Annotated in this window: 18 protein-coding genes, 4 tRNA genes and 1 rRNA gene; all 23 read right to left on the bottom strand. The window is 39.6% G+C overall.

Annotated features, from left to right (window positions below):
* Positions 1 to 51: 51 nt before the first annotated feature.
* Positions 52 to 126: transfer RNA gene (locus NXS11_RS10390), tRNA-Gly, on the bottom strand.
* A gap of 15 nt (positions 127 to 141) precedes the next feature.
* Positions 142 to 217: transfer RNA gene (locus NXS11_RS10385), tRNA-Lys, on the bottom strand.
* Between the two features lie 6 nt (positions 218 to 223).
* Positions 224 to 299, bottom strand: a tRNA-Thr gene (locus NXS11_RS10380).
* A 3-nt stretch (positions 300 to 302) separates the two neighbouring features.
* Positions 303 to 378: transfer RNA gene (locus NXS11_RS10375), tRNA-Val, on the bottom strand.
* Between the two features lie 11 nt (positions 379 to 389).
* Positions 390 to 504, bottom strand: a 5S ribosomal RNA gene (gene rrf / locus NXS11_RS10370).
* Positions 505 to 789: 285 nt separating this feature from the next.
* The gene (gene lysS, locus NXS11_RS10365; protein ID WP_259200958.1) at positions 790 to 2,277 is read right to left on the bottom strand and encodes a lysine--tRNA ligase; all 1,488 of its coding nucleotides are present in this window, start codon (positions 2,275 to 2,277) and stop codon (positions 790 to 792) included.
* A gap of 20 nt (positions 2,278 to 2,297) precedes the next feature.
* On the bottom strand, positions 2,298 to 3,290 hold the full coding sequence (dusB, locus tag NXS11_RS10360) for a tRNA dihydrouridine synthase DusB (protein WP_259200957.1): 993 nt from the start codon (positions 3,288 to 3,290) through the stop codon (positions 2,298 to 2,300).
* Between the two features lie 47 nt (positions 3,291 to 3,337).
* A complete protein-coding gene (gene folK / locus NXS11_RS10355) occupies positions 3,338 to 3,817 on the bottom strand; it encodes a 2-amino-4-hydroxy-6-hydroxymethyldihydropteridine diphosphokinase (RefSeq protein WP_259200955.1) in 480 nt (159 codons plus the stop codon).
* Position 3,818: 1 nt separating this feature from the next.
* Positions 3,819 to 4,181, bottom strand: a complete 363-nt coding sequence (gene folB / locus NXS11_RS10350) for a dihydroneopterin aldolase (RefSeq protein ID WP_259200953.1) — start codon at positions 4,179 to 4,181, stop codon at positions 3,819 to 3,821.
* The gene (gene folP, locus NXS11_RS10345; protein ID WP_259200952.1) at positions 4,171 to 4,962 is read right to left on the bottom strand and encodes a dihydropteroate synthase; all 792 of its coding nucleotides are present in this window, start codon (positions 4,960 to 4,962) and stop codon (positions 4,171 to 4,173) included. Before folP ends, folB begins: the two co-directional genes overlap by 11 nt.
* Before the next feature lie 177 nt (positions 4,963 to 5,139).
* Positions 5,140 to 6,069: a cysteine synthase A gene (gene cysK / locus NXS11_RS10340; protein ID WP_103358581.1), complete on the bottom strand. Its 930-nt coding sequence runs from the start codon at positions 6,067 to 6,069 to the stop codon at positions 5,140 to 5,142.
* A 134-nt stretch (positions 6,070 to 6,203) separates the two neighbouring features.
* Positions 6,204 to 7,085, bottom strand: a complete 882-nt coding sequence (gene hslO, locus NXS11_RS10335) for an Hsp33 family molecular chaperone HslO (RefSeq protein WP_259200949.1) — start codon at positions 7,083 to 7,085, stop codon at positions 6,204 to 6,206.
* A gap of 291 nt (positions 7,086 to 7,376) precedes the next feature.
* Positions 7,377 to 9,446 (bottom strand): ATP-dependent zinc metalloprotease FtsH, encoded by a 2,070-nt coding sequence (gene ftsH / locus NXS11_RS10330; protein ID WP_259200948.1) that lies wholly within the window; start codon positions 9,444 to 9,446, stop codon positions 7,377 to 7,379.
* 324 nt (positions 9,447 to 9,770) lie between these two features.
* Complete coding sequence (hpt, locus tag NXS11_RS10325; RefSeq protein ID WP_259200947.1) at positions 9,771 to 10,313, bottom strand: hypoxanthine phosphoribosyltransferase; 543 nt, start codon at positions 10,311 to 10,313, stop codon at positions 9,771 to 9,773.
* Positions 10,303 to 11,592, bottom strand: a complete 1,290-nt coding sequence (gene tilS / locus NXS11_RS10320) for a tRNA lysidine(34) synthetase TilS (RefSeq protein ID WP_259200946.1) — start codon at positions 11,590 to 11,592, stop codon at positions 10,303 to 10,305. Before tilS ends, hpt begins: the two co-directional genes overlap by 11 nt.
* 185 nt (positions 11,593 to 11,777) lie before the next feature.
* On the bottom strand, positions 11,778 to 12,155 hold the full coding sequence (locus tag NXS11_RS10315) for a S1 domain-containing RNA-binding protein (protein WP_044361565.1): 378 nt from the start codon (positions 12,153 to 12,155) through the stop codon (positions 11,778 to 11,780).
* Between the two features lie 276 nt (positions 12,156 to 12,431).
* The gene (locus NXS11_RS10310) at positions 12,432 to 12,809 is read right to left on the bottom strand and encodes an FtsB family cell division protein (protein WP_259200944.1); all 378 of its coding nucleotides are present in this window, start codon (positions 12,807 to 12,809) and stop codon (positions 12,432 to 12,434) included.
* A gap of 30 nt (positions 12,810 to 12,839) precedes the next feature.
* Positions 12,840 to 13,094 carry an RNA-binding S4 domain-containing protein gene (locus tag NXS11_RS10305; RefSeq protein ID WP_259200943.1) on the bottom strand — a complete coding sequence of 85 codons (255 nt, stop codon included), beginning with the start codon at positions 13,092 to 13,094 and terminating at the stop codon, positions 12,840 to 12,842.
* A complete protein-coding gene (locus NXS11_RS10300) occupies positions 13,084 to 14,268 on the bottom strand; it encodes a MazG nucleotide pyrophosphohydrolase domain-containing protein (protein WP_259200942.1) in 1,185 nt (394 codons plus the stop codon). Before NXS11_RS10300 ends, NXS11_RS10305 begins: the two co-directional genes overlap by 11 nt.
* Positions 14,265 to 15,800 (bottom strand): polysaccharide biosynthesis protein, encoded by a 1,536-nt coding sequence (locus NXS11_RS10295; RefSeq protein WP_259200941.1) that lies wholly within the window; start codon positions 15,798 to 15,800, stop codon positions 14,265 to 14,267. Before NXS11_RS10295 ends, NXS11_RS10300 begins: the two co-directional genes overlap by 4 nt.
* Positions 15,778 to 19,302 (bottom strand): transcription-repair coupling factor, encoded by a 3,525-nt coding sequence (gene mfd, locus NXS11_RS10290; RefSeq protein WP_259200940.1) that lies wholly within the window; start codon positions 19,300 to 19,302, stop codon positions 15,778 to 15,780. The genes NXS11_RS10295 and mfd overlap by 23 nt, the downstream gene beginning before the upstream one ends.
* Positions 19,299 to 19,871, bottom strand: a complete 573-nt coding sequence (gene pth, locus NXS11_RS10285; RefSeq protein ID WP_259200939.1) for an aminoacyl-tRNA hydrolase — start codon at positions 19,869 to 19,871, stop codon at positions 19,299 to 19,301. Before pth ends, mfd begins: the two co-directional genes overlap by 4 nt.
* Before the next feature lie 556 nt (positions 19,872 to 20,427).
* Entirely contained in the window at positions 20,428 to 21,075 is a 648-nt protein-coding gene (locus NXS11_RS10280; RefSeq protein WP_259200938.1) for a 50S ribosomal protein L25/general stress protein Ctc, read from the bottom strand.
* Positions 21,076 to 21,206 lie beyond the last annotated feature (131 nt).

Genomic DNA, 21,206 nt, shown 5'->3' with positions numbered 1-21,206 from the left:
CAGGATTTTAAGTCCTGTGCGTCTGCCAGTTCCGCCACCCCGGCAAAATAATGGAGCAGAAGACGGGATTCGAACCCGCGACCCCAACCTTGGCAAGGTTGTATTCTACCGCTGAACTACTTCTGCTCAATAAAATTTATATGGTGAGCCATAGAGGATTTGAACCTCTGACCCTCTGATTAAAAGTCAGATGCTCTACCAACTGAGCTAATGGCTCAATGAATGGTGCCGGCCAGAGGACTTGAACCCCCAACCTACTGATTACAAGTCAGTTGCTCTACCAATTGAGCTAGGCCGGCAAATGGTGGAGAATGACGGGTTCGAACCGCCGACCCTCTGCTTGTAAGGCAGATGCTCTCCCAGCTGAGCTAATTCTCCATTATATAACAGACTGGCAACGTCCTACTCTTGCGGAACGTAAGTCCGACTACCATCGGCGCTAAAGAGCTTAACTTCTGTGTTCGACATGGGAACAGGTGTGACCTCTTCGCTATCATCACCAGACAATTATTTCTGCAGTGCATTTGCGACTACTTTATTTATAATACTAGGTTTGCAATTGGATTTCAACAGTTAATTTTACACTTTGTTGATGTTTTTGTAAACATCCTCTTGTTTTCCTTCGCTTATTTTAGCGACTTTTATATACTAAAACAATTCATTAATATTTGTCAACACTTTCGATAAAGTTTTATCCTTTTTTTAATTATTGTTAACAGCAAAAAAAGAGGCAGTGAACGAATGCTATTACACACTTGTTCACTGCGCCCTCATATTCAATAATCATATTTATTTTTGGCGCATATATGGGAAAAGTAACACGTCACGAATAGATGCAGCATCTGTTAATAGCATAACAAGACGATCGATACCAATACCGAGTCCACCTGTTGGCGGCATACCATATTCTAATGCTTCGATAAAGTCTTCGTCCATTTCGTGCGCTTCGTCATTACCTTGCTCTTTTTCAACGAGTTGTGCTTCAAAACGTTCACGCTGATCAATTGGATCATTTAACTCTGTGAATGCATTGGCATGTTCACGACCTACGATAAATAATTCAAAGCGATCTGTGAAACGTGGGTCTTCTGGATTTTTCTTCGCTAATGGTGAAATTTCAATTGGATGACCATAAATAAATGTCGGTTGAATTAATGTTTCTTCAACTTTTTGCTCAAAGAATTCATTTAAAATATGACCATATTTCATGTGTTTATCAACTTCAATGCCGTGTTCTTTCGCTACTTGGTGTGCTTCTTCATCAGTTGTAATATCAAAGAAGTTTACACCTGTTGCTTCTTTAACAGCATCCACCATATGCAAGCGACGCCATTGTGGCTCTAAGTTAATTGTTTCGCCACCATATTGAATAGATGTCGTACCTAATACTTTACGCGCGATATGTGCGACAAGTTCTTCTGTCAATGACATGATATCTTTGTAGTCTGCATAAGCCTCATATAATTCGATCATTGTGAATTCTGGGTTATGACGTGTTGAGACACCTTCGTTACGGAATACACGACCGATTTCATATACTTTTTCAAGACCACCAACAATTAAACGTTTCAAATGTAATTCAATCGCAATACGCATATAAAGTGTGGCATCGAGCGCATTATGATGTGTGATGAATGGGCGTGCAGCTGCACCACCAGCGATTTGATGCATCATTGGTGTCTCAACTTCTAAGAATCCTTTTTCATTCAAGTAATTGCGCATTTCTTGAAGAATACGGCTACGATTGATAAATGTTTGTGTTGATGTTTCGTTCGTAATTAAATCTAAATAACGTTGACGGTAGCGTTGTTCAATATCTTGAAGACCATGGTGTTTATCTGGTAATGGACGCAATGCCTTAGACAAAAGTTTGAATGATTTCGCTTTGACTGATAGTTCGCCTGTATTTGTTTTGAACATAACACCTTCAATACCAACAATATCTCCTAAGTCAGCCGACTTCCAGATGTCGAATGCTTCGTCACCTACTTGATCTTTTCGTACATAGATTTGTAATTGTCCTGTTAAATCTTTAATGTGTGCAAAACCTGCTTTACCTTTACCACGTTTTGTCATAATACGACCCGCAATAACTGTACGACTCTCATCTTCTTTATCTGCAAGTTCTTCTTTTGAGTACTGATCCCAATCTGCTTTCAAACGCTCTGCTGTCCCTGTGCGTTCAAATTTCTCACCGAATGGATCAATTCCTAAGTCGCGTAATTCTTGTAATTTTTGGCGACGCACCTGCATCTGATCATTCATTTCTTCTGTCATTCTTACCTCTCCTTTTACTCCTAAGCTTCTACTTTTTGTTTGGCAGTCATTTCATCGCGAAAATTCGTCAGTATCTCGGTCATTTCCGCTTCTGTTTCTGCTTGGTTCGACGCTTTACGTGCTTTTCCATTACCTCGCACGCCTTTAAGGTACCATGATGCATGTTTACGCATTTCCATGACACCTACTTTTTCACCTTTTAATTCTACTAAACGACGTAAATGTAATAAAGCAATATCAACTTTTTCATCAATTTGTGGTTCTTCTATTAACTCGCCTGTTTCAAGATAATGTACAGTTCTATAAATCATCCACGGATTACCGAGTGCTTCACGACCAATCATAACTGCGTCTACACCCGTTTCATCCAACATCTTCTGCGCAAGTTCAGGGCTTGTCACATCGCCGTTACCGATAACTGGAATAGACACCGCCTCTTTCACTTGACGAATAATATCCCAATCCGCTTCACCTTCATACATTTGAACACGTGTGCGACCATGAATTGAAATCGCTGCTGCGCCTGCACGTTCTGCTGCCTTAGCATTTTCTACTGCAAAGATATGATCCTCATCCCAGCCGATACGCATTTTACATGTCACCGGTTTACTGACGCGCTCTGTTACAGCTGAAACCATCTCATAAATTTTATTCGGGTCTAACAGCCAACGTGCACCTGCTTCACACTTGATGATTTTCGACACTGGGCAACCCATATTAATATCGATAATATCTGCTGTAGTATGCTTATCAACATATTCTGCCGCCTCAACTAACGTCTCTTTTTCACCACCAAAGATTTGAAGTGATAGTGGACGTTCATTTTCATCTATATATAACATTTTCATCGTTTTTGGGTTATTAAATAAAATTGCTTTGTCGCTTACCATTTCTGCACAAACGAGGCCAGCCCCAAATTCTTTAACTGTAAGTCGAAATGCAGAGTTACAGACGCCTGCCATTGGTGCAAGTACGACTCTGTTCTCAATCTCAACATCTCCAATTTTCCACATAACAGTTATTCCTCCAATCTTTCCATTCTCTCTTGTTGGTGCGCTGTTTATGATTTATATCTTACAACTGTCGCATCCGGCGTCACAAGCGTATGAATCGCTCGACCCGATCGCGGTTCAATCACATCTGACGCAATGTCATTAAGTGGAATCATCACAAATGCGCGTTCTGTCATACGTGGGTGCGGCACCATTAAAGTTTGTGTTTCAATAATACAGTCTGCGTACAATAAAATATCAATGTCAATTGTACGAGGACCCCAGCGTACATCACGAACACGATGTAAGTTCGCTTCTATGGCGAGACCAACTTCTAACAGCTCATGTGGTGTCAGTGATGTTTGAATATGCACACATACATTGAGAAAATCTGGTTGTTCGACATAACCCACTGGCTTTGTTTCATACATTGGCGAGACAGCAATCACTTCAATTTGTGCATGATTCGCTAACTGTGCAAGCGCTGCTTTTAACTGTGCTTCACGATCACCAATGTTCCCACCTAAGCCTAGATATGCGTCTACCATTTTACTTCACCCTTACTATCTCAATACCAACACCGTCATAATATCCGGGTATCGGTGGATTTTTCTTAGTGATTCTAACTTTCGTTTCCATTACACGATTATAGTGTGAATTTATACGCATTGCAATACGTTCAGCAAGATGTTCCAACAAATTCACGGGTTCCCCTTCCATAATTGCTTTGACATCTTCATACACTTCGCCATAGTGTACAGTATCTTCTACTCGATCAGAATGCCCCGCTTCTTTAAGGTCTACTTTCAATTCAATATCGACAGTAAAAATTTGACCAATCTCATTTTCTGCTGATAGTGCACCATGATAAGCATAAAATTGCAGTCCTTGTAAAAATATTTTATCGCTCATTTTCATAACCTCTCAGACTATCCATCGCTTTCGCCAAACGTGCATTCATCAAAACATTATGTACACGCACACCATGTACACCTTTCATAATGCCATATGCCGTTGTAGCTGCAGTTGCTTCATCACGTTCATCTACTTGATTATCGCCACCAAGTATTTCTTTGATAAATCGTTTACGACTTGTCGCTAGCAATACTTTAAAACCTGTTGCGACGAGCGCATCCAACTGCGCCATCACTTCTCGCTCTTCTTCACGTGTTTTCGCAAAACCAATGCCCGGATCCAACCAAATATGTTCTTTTGGAATTCCTGCCAATTCAGCTTTGTTCGCTTGTTTTAATAATGTCACAAGCATTTCATCCATCACAGGTTCATCACGCTGTCCATCACCATTATGCATAAGTATGATTTCAGCATTGTGCGCCGCTACGACTTTAAATATTTGCGGGTCATAAAGTCCTGCCCATTGATCATTAATCATCGTTGCCCCTGCTTGCAATGCTGCCTCTGCTACTTCACTACGATACGTATCGATAGACAATGTTGCTGAAACTCCTCGTAATGCTTCGACAACTGGTATGACGCGTTCAAGTTCTTCCTCTACCGAAATCTCTTCAAAGCCAGGACGTGTAGAAATACCCCCTACATCAATAATATGTGCGCCATCACGAATCATTCGTTCGGCATGTGCAACCGCCTTGTCGACATCATTGTACTGACCGCCATCCGAAAATGAATCGGGCGTGACATTTAAAATCCCCATGATTTGTATCTCTTGCATTTGAACGCTTCCTTTCTAAGTTATGTAAGAAACTTTATTTTATGATTCAATGGACTTATTATAACAAAATTTAGCGTAGACAACTGAAATGTGCGCTTGGATATATCCATTCTTCAAAAGACACAGAAAAAATCCCGCTAATGACAACTATTGCATTAACGGGATGAAAAAGACTATTTAGTCAAAGTTGTACAACGGTGTTGATAGGTAACGTTCACCATTACTTGGCAATACCGTAACAACAGTTTTACCTTTGCCGAGTTCTTTTGCTTTTTGAATTGCCGCATAGATAGCAGCACCCGAAGAAATACCACCTAAGATACCTTCTTCTTTTGCAACACGGCGTGATGTTTCCATCGCTACTTCGTTACCAACTTTGATGACTTCTTCATAAATATCTGTGTTTAATGTACCTGGAACAAAACCAGCCCCTAAACCTTGAAGTTTATGTGGACCTGGTTCACCACCACTTAATACTGGTGAATCTTCTGGTTCAATCGCCACAATTTGAATATCTGGATATTTCTCTTTTAGGACTTTACCTACACCAGATAATGTACCACCCGTTCCAACACCGGCTAAGAATGCGTCGATTGTTTTACCTTCAAACTGTTCAACAAGTTCTGGACCTGTTGTCAATTCGTGAACACGTGGATTGGCAAGGTTCTCGAATTGTTGCGGTTCAAAATAACCATGTTCTTCTTTCAATTCTTTCGCCTTTTTAATCGCACCTTTCATCGCTTCAGACCCAGGTGTTAACACAAGCTCTGCACCGTATGCTTTTAATAAGTTGCGACGCTCTTGACTCATTGTTTCAGGCATTGTGAATACAGCTTTGTATCCTTTGGCAGCACATACAAATGCAAGACCGATACCTGTATTACCACTTGTTGGTTCTACAATCGTATCACCCGGTTTGATTTTACCTTCTTTTTCAGCTTGTTCAATCATTGCCAATGCGATACGGTCTTTCACTGAACCACCTGGATTTTGATATTCTAATTTTACATAGATATCTGCTGCATCTTCACCTGCTTGATGACGTAACTTCACAACAGGTGTTTGACCAATAATTTCAGTTATGTTTTCTACGGGTTTTCTTACCATAATCGATAACCTCACTTTATTATAATCTCACTCAAATGCTTAGTTGTTATATCGGATATCACTAGTGTAACATTGTTCAGACAATTTCAAAAGTAAAAATATCCATAGTTACCAAAAATGATCGTCTCCACTGATTACTTCATTGTTACAAGTAACTCTTGTAGCGCTTCCTCTGAGAAATGATACTTTGTACGACAAAAATGACATTCAGCTTCTGCTCCATGATCTTCGCGAATCATGCTTTCTACCTCAGCTTCACCCAATCCTTTGATTGCTGTTAAAAATTTGTCATGCCCACAGTTACATTCGAATGCAACTGGCACTGTTTCTAAAAATTCTACATGATCTGCACCTAAAATTTCTTTTAACATCTCTTCTGGTGTATATCCTTGGTCAATTAACTTTGATACAGGTGTCATATTATTGATTGCTTCTTCTAACTTTGCAATGGTTTCTTCTTTTGCGCCAGGCATTACTTGAATAATAAAACCACCTGCTGCTTTAATTGTATTATCAGGATTCACAAGCACCCCTACACCTACTGATGACGGCACTTGTTCACTATTCGCAAAGTAGTATGTGAAGTCTTCACCTAATTCACCAGATACAATAGGGCTATTTCCTGTATAATAATCACGCATACCTAAGTCTTTGACCACATTGATTGCTCCGTTCGTTCCGACTGCACGACGAACATCTAATTTCCCTTGATCATTTAGTGGAAAGTGTGTTTGCGGATTTGTTACATAACCACGTACTTTCCCTTTAGCGTTTGCATCTGCCACAATTTTACCAATCGGACCATCACCATTAACTGTCACAGTTAATTTTTGTTCACCTTTTAACATTGCCCCCATCATAACCGTTGCTGTCATTGTACGACCAAGTGCTGCTGAAGTTGTAGGCCATGTATAATGATTTGTTTGTGCTTCTTGTATTGTGTCTGTTGTTCTTGCACTATACGCACGAACTTCTCCACCGTACGCCAGTGCTTTTACGATATAATCTTGCGTCATCTTCTTTATTCTCTCCTTTTAAATATGATGATTGAAGGCTATGAGCCCATAGCTCCCTTTAACATCACTTGACCTAATTTCAAATGATATAGTCCGTGATATCGAACCTTTCATCATCATATTGCTCTATGTTGCATTATCATACTTGCGTGAACAAATAAGTACAACTAAAATGCCTTGCACAATATTGTCTAGTAGATCTAACTTGCTACACATCTACTGATAAACAAAAGACTTCCCCAATAGATGGTGGTATGCCATCTATGAGAAAGCCTCTGTCAATCATCAGTCTTATTGACGTGGTGGTGTTTGATTGTCACCTGGTTGATCTATTTCTGGCGCTTGATCATACGCTGTTGTATCTTCTGCTTCGTCCTCTGTCGATGCTTCATTGCGATCGGACGAACTTGTAGTACGATCTGTCATCTCTTGCTGCTCACGACGAATCTCTTCATAAGATTTACCATATTTTCCGTCGCCGAATTCATCTTCAGAACGGTCGACTACTTTTGCATCATCATAATTCACTTCTGGTAAATGACCTTCATGGAACAATGATTGAATTTGTTCTGCTACCAATGTTTCTTCAGTAAGCAGCGTTTCAGCAATAAGGCGTAGTTGAGATTCATGCTCTAATAGAATTTGTTTACAACGCTCATATTGCTCTTTAATAATACGTTGTACTTCTTTATCAATCTCAAAGGCAATCTGACCTGAGTATTCAGGCTCTCCTGACATATCTTTACCTAAAAAGACTTGTCCGCCACCATGTGAAAATTGTAATGGCCCGAGCTTTTTACTCATACCATATTGCGTAACCATCTCACGCGCAATTTGTGTCGCACGCTCAAAGTCGTTAGAAGCACCTGTAGAAACTTCACCGAAAATCACATCTTCTGCAACACGCCCACCTAATAGTCCACAAATCTTATCCAGTAATTCTGGCTCAGTCATTAAGAAACGATCTTGTTTAGGTAGCATCATTGCATAACCACCCGCTTGACCACGAGGAACAATTGTTACTTTATGCACCACTTCTGCTTCATCTAAGACCATACCAATAACTGTATGACCTGCTTCATGGTGTGCAACGATATTGCGTTCTTTCTCAGAGATGACACGTGATTTTTTCGCAGGACCAGCAATAACACGATCTGTCGCTTCCTCAATATCACGCATGTCGATTTTTTGCTTACCACTACGCGCTGCAATTAATGAGGCTTCATTCAATAAGTTTTCCAAGTCTGCGCCTGAAAAACCTGGTGTTCGTTGCGCAATTGCTTTAAGGTCTACCGTCTCATCTAACGGTTTGTTCTTGGCATGCACATGTAATACCGCTTCACGCCCCTTAACATCCGGACGACCCACTTGAATTTGACGGTCAAAACGACCTGGACGTAAAAGTGCTGGATCCAAAATATCGGGACGGTTCGTCGCTGCAATCATAATGATGTTTTCGTTCTCACCGAAACCATCCATTTCTACTAATAATTGGTTCAATGTTTGTTCACGCTCATCGTGACCGCCACCAACACCGGCACCACGTTGACGTCCAACTGCATCAATCTCATCGATAAAAATAATACATGGGGCGTTTTTCTTCGCATTCTCAAATAAATCACGTACACGACTCGCACCAACACCGACAAACATCTCTACAAAGTCTGAACCACTAATCGAGAAGAATGGTACGCCAGCTTCACCTGCAACAGCACGCGCTAACAATGTCTTACCAGTACCTGGAGGACCTACTAAGAGCACACCTTTAGGAATACGAGAGCCCATTTGTTTAAACTTCTTGTTGTCTTTCAAGAAGTCAACAATCTCTACTAACTCTTGTTTTTCTTCATCTGCACCGGCAACATCTGAGAAGCGGACGCGACCTTTTTGACTGTCGTACATCTTCGCCTTAGACTTACCGAAGTTCATCATACGACCGCCACCGCCACCACCTTGTGCTTGGCTCAAGAAGAAAATGAAAAGTAATGCAATCACTAAGACAGGAATTAATGTTGAGATAATGCTCACGAACACACTCTGTCCTTCTTCTTCTTTCACTGTAAATTCTAATCCGCTTTGTTTTTGAGCTGTATCAGTAATTTTATCTAGCTCTTTATCATTATTAAATAATACCGTTGACGCGTAATCATCGTTATTTTTTAACTTACCGCTCACCTTATACACATTATTGTCTGGTTGAATCTCTAATGACTTAAGGTCACCTTTCTCCAACTTTTGCATAAATTGATTATAAGTAAGTTCTTTTGGGATATTACCATTGCCGTTAATCCATGAAAATAACCCAAAGATGACGACGCCAATCAGCGCTACAAATAGCACGTTACGAAAAGCTTTCTGCATGCGACGTTTCCTCCTACTCCAAATATAAAACTAACAAAAATTTTACCATAATATAAATACATCTTGCTAGTAATTGTACTTACTACCCATTATGTGCAGCAAAATGTAAGTCCTCTTAGTTTTCGACTGTCAAACAACAATCTGAGAACAAAATTGACAACTCATTTTTCTAAAAGGTTGTGATAGCCCCTAAAATTTCACCAAAACATAGCGTTCCTATCAAAAACACGATGTTTTGAACACTGCCAGTGGGGGCGAAAACCTCAAGAAAGTATAGTTCCTTCTTAAAATTTCTCGCTTTAGATGTTGTTTTATATGAATGTCCTAGCTCTGTGTGTATACTTCTGGTTTCAATGTGCCAATATAAGGCAAGTTGCGATATTCTTCCTTGTAATCAAGCCCATAACCTACAACGAACTCATCTGGGATAACTTTACCAACATATTTCGCTTCAATATCTGCTTTACGGCGATTTGGTTTATCGAGTAAAGTCACGATTTCCAATGAATTAACACGACGTGATTGTAGTAACTCCGTGATTGATTTCAATGTTGTTCCAGTTTCAAGAATATCTTCAATAATTAAGACATCTTTGTTCTCGATAGATGTGCTTAAGTCTTTCAAAATCTGTACTTCTCCTGTTGATTCCGTGCCACCATGATAACTAGACACATCCATAAAGTCTATTGCCAATGGCGTATCAATACGCTTAATCAAGTCAGTCATAAACAAAATTGACCCTTTTAAAATACCTACACAAAATAGATTTTTATCCTTGTAATCTTCTGTAAGTATGCGACCAAGACGTGCACAAATCTCCTGAATTTCTTCTTCCGTTAATAAGATTTCTTTCAAATCATTTCTCATTTATGTCATCTCCCAAATATTGAATGTGAATCAATTGTTTATATGTAGTCTGTTGGTAACATGTACCGACCGCTAAAATGTCACCTTTCTCCGTAACAACAATCGGCACTTGTTCTCTTTGTAGTTGTGGTACTTTATGATCTATCATCAAGCGCGTCACTTTTTTATGTTGACCATTGTACAGCGTGATACGATCACCTGCTTGACGTGAACGAATATGAACTGACGTATGCAAATCAAACAGCGCATCCTCAAGTATAATGCGATATGATCCAAATTGATAGCAGCCTGCCATCTCAATTGTTTGTGGTATCAGCGGCATATCTTCATGCGCTGGCACTATGATTAATTTATCATACACAATATCAACATGCCATTCGTTTGTGTGCATTAACGTGCATTGCGCTACATCACTAGATAGTTTCATAAACCAATCTTGGTATGTTCGTTCACTCACAGATACAACTGCTTCAAAATTTCCCAACACTTCATCTAAGACGCACATTTTAACATGTGACAATAAAGCATTGAAGTCCTTTCTTGAAATATACCAATGTTGCGCTTGAAATTGTCTAACATGCTGTTCAAGAAACTGTTGTGCTTGCTGCCCTACTAATATCAATGCTTCATTGTGAAAATCCATCAACTTCTGTAAATGACCTGCTTGCAAATGAGGATTGCGCGTAATCTCAGGCAAAATACGATTGCGAATATCATTACGCACATAATTATTACTTGCATTGCTCTCATCTTCAAAAAAAGGAACATTGTGATGTTGTTGATAGGCTTTGATATGGGCTTTAGTCACAGCAAGGAACGGGCGCACGAGCCGATAAGCCCCTCGTTGTTCTTGTGGTAAAATCCCCAGAGAACTACGATCAATGCGCCCTGTGAATACTCTATAAAAAATCGTTTCTAATTGATCATCGTGATGATGGGCTGTCAGCAAATAGTCTGCCTTCAAATAACGCATCATCTCGTCAAACCACGCATAGCGTAATGCACGCGATTCATGTTGAATACTGCGTCCAGCACTTACTGTTTCTGTCAAATCCAAGTGATGTATAAATAACGGAATATCACGTTGCTTACAATAAGCTTCAAGAAACTGCGCCTCATTATCCGAGGCATCACGTAAACCATGGTGGACATGTAGACAAGTCAGCTGGCGATATGTATGCGCATACTGATCAATAAGCTGATGTAGCAGCACCATACTATCAATCCCCGTTGACACAGCAAGTACGAGATGATCAGACGTCCCCCAAAATTGTTTCATGGCTTAAGCCCCCTTGAATATATTAGCACTGGCATACGAGATGATGAGAGAAGTGTTTTGATACCGAGCAGACCACTCAATATGCGCCAATCTATCACTTACAAGTCATTCTTTTAACTTAACACACAAGTGAAAAAGAGGTTGAGATTCAAAGTTCCCTTCGTTTCTCAACCCCTAGATTGTACTTATCGACGTGAACCTCGGCCACCACGTCTTGACTCTGCTTGACGTTTCACAGAATTAAGTTTATCTTCACTATCTTTTAAGAAGTTAGATAGTTTTTTTTCAAAGTCTTCTGGCTTCTGTGCTGGTTTTTGTCGACGTGGACGCTCTTTTGCTTTTTTAATAGATAAGCTAATCTTACCATCGTCTGCAATAGAGAGTACTTTTACTTCTACTTCGTCACCCATAGATAAGTGATCTTCTACATTCTCCACGTAGTTATCAGCCACTTCACTGATATGCACAAGCCCGCTTTTTCCTTCTGGTAACTCCACGAACGCACCAAATTTTTTGATACCAGTGACTTTACCTTTGACCTTACTTCCTACTTCGATTGCCATTGTTTTAATGAATCCTCCCGAGTTCGATATTTAACTCTATTATACGGTTGTTTGACTATTTTCACAACGACAAAAAACCATTTAATCATTTTCTTTATCGCAAAACATGTGAAGTAGACTTAATGAGGACACTAATGCCTTTAGCAACATGATTCACTATCAACAAGTTTGAGCGATTGATAGAAATATCTAAAGTGAAAGGAATGGTGTAGAAGACAGTAGCTAATTGGCGTGAAAACCTGCTTTTTCAAGCATTTCTACTCTCATACATGATGCTTACTGATTTTGATTTTGTTGTTCTTTAGGTAACTTAAATATCACTTCACCATCATTACTTAAATAGTACTCATCTCGTGCAATCTTCTCGATATATTCTTCATCATTCAAATTGTTAAGGCGTTCTTTTAGTTCAATCTCTTCATCTTGAATTTTTTGATATTTTGCTTCTTGGGCTTGTCGTTCTTGTGAAGCTTGTTGATTGCTATGAATCTGCATACCAACCATTATTAATAATACGATAACGATAGCAAGTAAACCGCCACCAAAAACAGTCATTCGCTTTTTAACGACCTTTTTAAGTTTCGCATGGCGTTGACGTTTGGCATTTGCTTCTGATGTGTACTGATTGCCGATACCTTGCACTTTCTTACTCATATCGCATCACCTCTCTTTAATCCCACATGGCTATATGCGTGCTTCATTAACCAGCTCATACATTCCTTTAGCATTCTCTTTTGTCGCATGTTCATTCAATGCCGTTACTTTGACTGTCACAACTTTTTGACCAAATCGAATGACTAGCTCATCATCTACTTTGACTGTTGTGCCTGCTTTTGCGATTTGACCGTTCACTGACACACGCCCTTGATCACTCAGTTCTTTTGCGAGTGTGCGACGTTTAATCAGACGTGACACTTTTAAATATTTATCAAGTCTCATGGTTACCTCCTTGAACTAAGTATTTTTCTAAAGTTTCTTCCGTAAAGTCCTTATTTTTGACTTCATCATACAGTTTTAAGAAATGACGTGCAAATACTTTCTCGAATTTGACACGTGATTTTTTGCCTTCTGCCGTCTTTTGTGTTTGCCAAATTTTCATGACATCTTCAACATCAGCAGCATGCGTTCCTTCAAATACATGCGGATGGCGACGAATCATTTTGTCCGACAAACTTGTAACAATTTCGCGTATATCCATATAGCCATCTTTTTGACCGATTGCCGCATGCAACAACACTTGTAGTAAAATATCACCCAACTCTTCTATCATATGCCAATCGTCTTCATTATCTATAGCTTCAAATAATTCAAAGGTTTCTTCTAATAAGTAGCGTTTCAACGTTTGGTGCGTCTGTACTTTATCCCATGGACAACCTGTCTCATCATCAACTAGTTGTGCAATAACCTGATTGGCAAAGTCAAAGTCACCATACAATGCATGTTCATCTATAACTGCTGGCACAAAAACACTCGTTAAGTTCGTAAAACGGTCTTCATGGTCCAATTCATACAATGGTACGGTTGTTAGTGTTGCGCCTGATTGATGTGCACCATCGACAATCGTCACTTCAAAGTCATCTGGATAACGTTCCATCAACTGAAGCTTCAATTCTCCCGCCACCATGTCACTATACACTTGCGTAATAATCGTTGCGGTACGTAGATTAAGCGCTGTAACATCCAAAGCCGTCGCATCCAACATCGTAAAACCATCATTCGGATCTACATTCACTGCCGCAAAAATATCATCAATAAAACTGCGCCCACCTTTTAGTTCAACCGTCACACCATAATCAGCTGCTTGCGTCAACAAGTGTTGTGTAGTTGTTTCCGCTACCCGTGGGTGTCCTGGCACTGCATACACGATGTCTTCTTGTTGTGCATGTTCTAATAACTGTGCCGTAATCGCTTCATACACAGACTCGAATGTCTCATATTGTTCATAGATATTGTCAAAAGAGATAATCTCAATATTTTGTAATTCATGAATAACTGGGTGCTCAGCTGTTCTAACGTAAAGTCGCTGATGTTGGGTAATCAAACGATAAATCCCCATTGGCAATTCGTCTAAACCGTAGTTACCTAAACCTATAATTGTTAATCGATGCGTCATCTTTTGTCCCCTCTTTTCAAATGATACATTTTATCACCAAACGGTAAATGTCTCCATTCTTCTTCGTCTAAAATATTCAACTGCACAAGAAGCCAACCAATTGTCACAACACCTACAATGGCAGCGATAAGTAACTCTATCAAACTACCGAATCGAGACATCGTAGGAATTCCCCATTGACAGAGCTGTACTGCCAGAGTCATCACCAACAGGGCACATATGAGTTTGCTATAAAATTGTTTAAAATGCTTAAGCGTATAGCATCGTTTAATACCATAATGCAAAATAAACACCGCAATCATAAGCGATATCACTGTTGACAGGCTGGCTCCTAACATTTCGATATGTGGAATCAATATAATATTAAAAAGCAGTTTGCTGATAAGGCCGATAAGTACCGCACTCAAAATCAAGTGAAATTGCCCATGTATTTCTAACATTGCAATATACATCATCATCAACGACACACAAATAACTGTTAACATATATACGGTAAGTGTTGCAGTCAGTCCATTACTTTCAAAAAAAACACGATTCAAATTCGGCAATAAATTCATCAAACCAATACTGCTCGCACTGCTAATCACAACCGTAATCTTCAGTGAGGCATTCGCATAACTATTCATCTCATTGAACGCACCTCGTCGTTTCGTATCCGTAAGCAGAGGTACAAGAACAAAACAAAAGGTCGTTGTCACAATCAAGCCCATTTGAATAAAAGATGCGCCACGGTCGTAAATCCCTTTTTGCATAATAGCGTCTTTGAATGCATACCCAGCACCTGAGCGCAACATATTAACAATCGTAAAGCTGTCCACGACTTGCCATAAAATAACTAATAAGTGGCTAACCGCAAAAATAATCACTGACACCCCAAATTGGCGCCATGGAATGGATGGAGATGATGCCGCAGCTACATCTTTAAATTGACTGCGCATCCACAAATATAGCGTTGAAATAATAAATCCTGCTGTTGATGCTAAAATTGCTCCAGTCCCTGCAGTATATATCGATATATCTTGATATAGATAACAAAGAATCACTACAGCAATCAAACTGACGCGTATCAATTGTTCAATCACTTGAGAATACGCTGGATAAATCATCTGATGCTTCGCTTGAAAATAACCTCGTAACAATCCTAAGATACCCACAACTAAAAAACTAGCACTCGCTGCATGTAACATCGGCGTGAGATTAGGATCTCCCATCCATCGCGCGACCTGAGCAGCACTCAAAAACAAGATCCCTCCACAAGCGATGCCTATCATTTCTAACGCAAAACATAAACGGCGAAACATCAAACGGCTTGGCTGTTGACCATCCAATATTTGTGTTAAAGCACTTGGAATCGCATTGCTCGATAATACAACGCCCAACGCAACAATAGGATAGATTTGTTGATAAGCATATAATCCTGCGTCTCCTAATATATTTTGATATGGGACACGATAGAGTGCGCTAAGTATTTTGACAACAATCAGTGCGATAGTCAATACGACGACACCATTAAATGCCGCTTCCTTCTTCATCTTCCAACCTCAAACTTTCTGCCAATATCTTAGCTAAGAACTTTAATGACTCAAACCATTGTGCATCTTTTGTAAGCGTCACTTTCATACATCTATCTTTAACGCCTAAAACCATACTACGTCCTAGTGGCTCTGATTGACGGAATAACTCTTCACCATTGATACGGTTCGTTCCTGCTTCAGTCAATAATATCTCAATCGCTTTACCTGTATCTTTGACATGTTGTACACCTACTTGCAATAAGTATACTTTAATTTCAACAGAATCTAGCAAATTCGCTACTTCTTTCGGATACTCATTAAAACGATCTAATAATTCATCTTTAATATCCATCAATTGATCATGTGTTTCCGTTGCGCGTAATTTTTTATAGATTTCAATTTTAGCTTGTTCATCTTGAATATATGATGCAGGTAAATAAGCATCTAGACGTATATCCATTTCTAATTCTAGTGCAGGTGTCTCTACTTTCAAACCACGTTTTTCGCTGACTGCTTCCTCTAACATTTGCGCATAAAGGTCATAACCAACAGAATCAATAAAGCCATGCTGTTGCTTACCTAGCAAGTTTCCAGCACCACGAATATTTAAATCTCGCATCGCAATCTTAAAACCACTTCCTAGCTCTGTGAATTCTTTAATCGCTTGCAGACGTTCTTCTGCCGTTTCGGACAATACTTTATTCTGTGGGTGCATAAAATACGCGTAACCAATACGACTCGAGCGCCCTACACGTCCACGCAATTGATACAACTGACTCAAACCAAAACGATCTGCTTCTTCAATAATCAACGTGTTGGCATTAGGAACATCCACACCCGTTTCGATAATCGTTGTCGTTAGTAAAATATCATATGCACCATTAATAAAGTTAAGCATTGTATCTTCTAATTCGCGTTCTGGCAATCGACCGTGTGCAACACCGATCTCAGCTTCTGGCATCAACATGCGCAGTTGTTCACGCTTTTCATAAATCGATTGTACCTTATTGTATAAATAAAACACTTGCCCGCCTCTAGCCAACTCACGTTCTAAAGCTTCTTTAATAAAGTTTGCATTTTGTTCAATGACATATGTTTGAACAGGAAAACGATTCTCTGGTGGTGTCTCAATTACTGACAAGTCACGTACTCCTAACATACTCATATGCAAAGTCCTCGGAATAGGAGTCGCAGTTAGTGTCAGCACGTCTACATTTGCTTTGAGAGATTTAATCCGCTCTTTGTGACGCACCCCAAAGCGCTGTTCTTCGTCGACAATAAGCAATCCTAAGTTTTTGTATTCAATCGTCTTACTTAATAGTTTGTGCGTGCCGACAACAATATCAACATATCCAGATTTCAAGCCATCTTTAGTCTCTCGAATTTTCTTAGGCGTTCTGAAACGACTCATCAAATGTATCTCTACAGGGAAGTCACGCATGCGTTCAATTAGCGTCTCATAATGCTGCTGTGCCAAAATCGTCGTCGGTACAAGAAATGCAACTTGCTTACCTGACATAACAGCTTTGAATGCTGCTCGAACTGCTACTTCTGTTTTGCCATAGCCAACATCACCACAGAGTAAGCGATCCATTGGCCGTGCACTTTCCATATCAGCTTTGATTTCTCGAACAGACTTGTCTTGGTCTTCTGTCAATTCGTATGGAAAATCCATCTCGAATGCATGTTGCTCTTCAGTATCAGGTGCAAACTGATAACCAACCGATTGCTCGCGTTCTTTGTATAACGTAATTAATTCGTCAGCTATATCTTCAACATTTTTTTGGACTTTCGCTTTAACTTTCTTCCAATCACTGCCACCTAATTTGTATAGTTTAGGCGTTTTATCCTCTGAGCTGACATATTTTTGAACTTGATCCATCTGATCGACAGGCACATACAACAAATCTGTCCCTTGGTATTGAAGTTTCATATAATCTCGGTGGACATCCCCTACTTTTAACGTTTCAACACCTTTATAACGCCCTACACCATGATGTACATGCACCACATAGTCACCTGCGTTTAATTCTTGATACGACTTAATCTTTTCAGCATTCGTCATTGTTTTATGACGTTTTTTCACTGCTTTTTTACGCTTTGACTTGAACAATTCTCGTTCTGTGATAACAACGAGCGACATGTATGGCAATTCAAACCCTTCTGTCAGGCTTCCTTCGACAATCGCTGCATGTCCCGGTAACATCGCCTCGACATTTGGCTCTAATAATGTCGGTATATGCATTTCGCTCAACATGGCTTGAATTCTCTCTTTTTTCGTTGGTGTTTCCGCTATCATCACAATGCGATAACCCTGACGCATAAAGCGCTGTAACTCAGATGTCATAATATCGTACTGCCCATAATATTGTTGGACAGGCTTACAAGAAAACTTAAAAATCTCATCCAATTTTACAGTCATAGATGTTGTGAACAATGTGAAATAAGTAATATTACGTTGACGAATTAACAGATCAAACGCATCGTTCTCCATAAAACGTTGCCCAATAAATCCTTTGCCGCTTTCTACCAGATTTTGTAAAAATTCGGTCGTCTCACTCATTAAAGTATCTTCGGTTTCTTTTACCCTTTGATACTCATCTACGAGCACAATGGCATTATCTTTAAAGTAATCAATAATCGTCTCGGATTGCTCATACATAAACGCAATCAAACGTCTCAATACTTGTGGATCGAAACGTTCATCATCTGTAATATGAAAGGCATCATACGTATCTTTAAGGTCTTGACGTACCGCTTTATCAATTTTGGGACGCGTCTCTTTGTAAGCTGCCGTTAACCGTTCAATAGTCTGTTTTCTAACCGTTTCCGTCATTATAAAATCATGCGCTGTTGTAATCTCCAGCGATGTAATATTCTTTAAGGAACGTTGTGACTCTATGTCGAACAAACGCATCGAATCAATTTCTGTATCAAATAATTCAATACGTACAGGTTCACCTAACAATGGATAGATATCAATAATACCACCACGTACAGAAAAATCCCCAATATTCGTAGCAACCGCTTCTCGACGATACCCCATATTAATAAGCTGAGTTAAAAACTCATCAAGCACAATGTCATCGCCAACATTCAACACCATTTGATGCGACTGCCATAGCGCTTTCGGTGTCAATAGTTTCTTCAAAGCATTCAATGGGACGACAAATAAGCCTCGACGCTCATGAGCAAGAGCTGTCAAGGTGCGTACACGTTCACTCATAAATTCTGGACTCTGTGTAGAGAACTCTTCCGTCATTATATCTTGTACTGGATATTTGTACACCTCATCATCTGAAACAAACTGCAACAAATCCGCTTCTAGCTTGTCCGCCTGATATAAATTGTTCGTTATCAACAATACTTGGCGATGACTAGACTGATACATTTCTGCAATCATAGCTGCCTTTGCAGAAGCCGTCAGACCTGTCACTAATAAGTTATGATTACCTACTTGTTCCGCAAGTGATTGGAATCTCGTGTCTCTCTGTATGATTTCGTTAATGATAGGTTTCACTGAATTTCACCATTATAGTGTGTCATAACATTCTCAAATGTCTCATTGTTCACAAATGCTTCAACTGCTGCCGCAACATGTTCGATAACTGGTTGCATCGTTCTCATCTCTGCATCTGAAAACTTCTGCAACACATAATCTGGAACAGACATGCCGTTGGTTGGTCTATCAATACCAATACGAATACGCTTGAAATCACTTGTGCCCAGTTTGCTGATAATCGACTTCATGCCATTGTGACCGCCTGCGCTTCCTTTTTGTCTCAGTCGCACATGCCCTTGTGGTAAGTCCATATCATCATAAAGAACTAACAAATCTTCAACAGCAATATTGTAGTAATCCATCAGTGGCACCACTGATTCGCCTGACAAATTCATCAATGTTAAAGGTTCAATTAGCATTACCTTTTCACCATTCATGCGTTCAATGGTGTATGCACCACGAAACTTCTGTTTATCTAGTTCTATCTGGTGCTGATTTAGTAAATAATCGATGACTTCAAATCCAATATTGTGTCTTGTACGCTCATAGCGTTTACCAATGTTTCCTAAACCCACAATACATTTCATCTTTGTTCCTCCGTTATTTTTATTACACAATTTATTAATTATATTAACACTTCTAAAGATTAAGCGTGAAACAAGATGCGAACCTCTCGACAGAACTATGGATAGGCTTAACAATATCGTTTGGCTCTGCTCAATGCTTAACCGCTTTTGTCACATCTCCATCACTTTCAGACGCTTAATCCAAAATTTCATCTATATTCGTTGACACATTACATCCTAATATTTATCCTATGTCACCAAGACATCACCATGCTTTACGTGTCTCACACTTTATTATACATAGATGCCTTTTATATCGTAACACAATCTCTCTCGTTCCGCTCTTATGAAAATCACTCATTTTTATCTCTCTTGAAATATCTAGTTCTACATTTTTTGTGATGGAATCGCATAATGAACCACTCCGCTTTTTTCTTTCAAGAATACAAAAAGCCCACAGAAGCGCACTATTTCAACTTAGCTGGAACTATAATAGGTACCCTTCCTCCCACAGAATCTGAACAGCAAAAAAAGCACTACCCATTGAGAAAATGGATAATGCTTTCGGAAGTGAAGATTATTCTTCTTCAGCTTCTTCTTTTTCTTCACCAACAACTTCAGGCTCTTCAGGTGTTTCGTCGCCTTCCATTGCTTCAACTTCTTCTTCAGTTGGCTCTTCAGTAGGTGCAACCACTGATACAACTGCTTCTTCGGCTTCGTTTTCGATAGTGAAGTCACCTGATACTTTAATGTCTTGTACGCTTAAAGTATCACCAATGTTTAATTCACTGATATCTACTTCGATGCTTTCAGGGATGTTGTCTGGTGTAGCAGTAACGCTTAAGTCGAACAATGGTTGTTCAACTACGCCGCCTTCGTTAGCACCTGGTGCTTCACCGATTAAATGAACTGGTACGTCAACTGTACGTTCTTCTGTCATGTTGATTGCTAAGAAGTCGATGTGTGTGATTTGGTTTTTAAGAGGATCAAATTGGTAATCAGATACCATAACTTTGATTTCTTTTGAACCTACACCTAAAACGATAACACCGTTACGTCCTACTTCACGAATCACTTTGATGAATTCTACTTCATCAACTTTAACTGATACGTTTTTAGTACCGTAACCGTATACTACTGCAGGAACTTTACCTGCTTCACGGATTTTACGTAAATCACCGCGAGTTTGTTTACCTTGACGAATAATAGACTTTAATGAAGTCATATTCATTTTCCACCTTTCTAACGCACGTCACTCGTGCCGCATTTGCCCATCAGCAAGTTCGCTGCTTGCAAATGTGTATTTGTCCGTTATGACACGAACAGAAATATTTTACACAAATTCTATAGATAAGT

Origin of the sequence: Staphylococcus americanisciuri, from assembly GCF_024814435.1 — a bacterium.
GTDB classification, from domain to species: Bacteria; Bacillota; Bacilli; order Staphylococcales; family Staphylococcaceae; genus Staphylococcus; species Staphylococcus americanisciuri.
Note: the sequence above shows the minus strand (reverse complement) of the source record. Positions and strands in the feature narration are given on the sequence as shown.

What these genes read in the sequence shown, in the direction of transcription:
- NXS11_RS10310 (WP_259200944.1), bottom strand. Translation starts at nt 12,809, where the DNA reads ATGAGTAAGAAAGTGCAAGGTATCGGCAATCAGTACACATCAGAAGCA.
- ftsH (WP_259200948.1), bottom strand. Translation starts at nt 9,446, where the DNA reads ATGCAGAAAGCTTTTCGTAACGTGCTATTTGTAGCGCTGATTGGCGTC.
- NXS11_RS10305 (WP_259200943.1), bottom strand. Translation starts at nt 13,094, where the DNA reads ATGAGACTTGATAAATATTTAAAAGTGTCACGTCTGATTAAACGTCGC.
- pth (WP_259200939.1), bottom strand. Translation starts at nt 19,871, where the DNA reads ATGAAATGTATTGTGGGTTTAGGAAACATTGGTAAACGCTATGAGCGT.
- folK (WP_259200955.1), bottom strand. Translation starts at nt 3,817, where the DNA reads ATGGTAGACGCATATCTAGGCTTAGGTGGGAACATTGGTGATCGTGAA.
- folP (WP_259200952.1), bottom strand. Translation starts at nt 4,962, where the DNA reads ATGCAAGAGATACAAATCATGGGGATTTTAAATGTCACGCCCGATTCA.
- NXS11_RS10315 (WP_044361565.1), bottom strand. Translation starts at nt 12,155, where the DNA reads ATGGCAATCGAAGTAGGAAGTAAGGTCAAAGGTAAAGTCACTGGTATC.
- NXS11_RS10295 (WP_259200941.1), bottom strand. Translation starts at nt 15,800, where the DNA reads ATGAAGAAGGAAGCGGCATTTAATGGTGTCGTCGTATTGACTATCGCA.
- hslO (WP_259200949.1), bottom strand. Translation starts at nt 7,085, where the DNA reads ATGACGCAAGATTATATCGTAAAAGCACTGGCGTACGGTGGAGAAGTT.
- folB (WP_259200953.1), bottom strand. Translation starts at nt 4,181, where the DNA reads ATGAGCGATAAAATATTTTTACAAGGACTGCAATTTTATGCTTATCAT.
- dusB (WP_259200957.1), bottom strand. Translation starts at nt 3,290, where the DNA reads ATGTGGAAAATTGGAGATGTTGAGATTGAGAACAGAGTCGTACTTGCA.
- NXS11_RS10300 (WP_259200942.1), bottom strand. Translation starts at nt 14,268, where the DNA reads ATGACGCATCGATTAACAATTATAGGTTTAGGTAACTACGGTTTAGAC.
- tilS (WP_259200946.1), bottom strand. Translation starts at nt 11,592, where the DNA reads ATGAAACAATTTTGGGGGACGTCTGATCATCTCGTACTTGCTGTGTCA.
- hpt (WP_259200947.1), bottom strand. Translation starts at nt 10,313, where the DNA reads ATGAGAAATGATTTGAAAGAAATCTTATTAACGGAAGAAGAAATTCAG.
- NXS11_RS10280 (WP_259200938.1), bottom strand. Translation starts at nt 21,075, where the DNA reads ATGACTTCATTAAAGTCTATTATTCGTCAAGGTAAACAAACTCGCGGT.
- lysS (WP_259200958.1), bottom strand. Translation starts at nt 2,277, where the DNA reads ATGACAGAAGAAATGAATGATCAGATGCAGGTGCGTCGCCAAAAATTA.
- cysK (WP_103358581.1), bottom strand. Translation starts at nt 6,069, where the DNA reads ATGGTAAGAAAACCCGTAGAAAACATAACTGAAATTATTGGTCAAACA.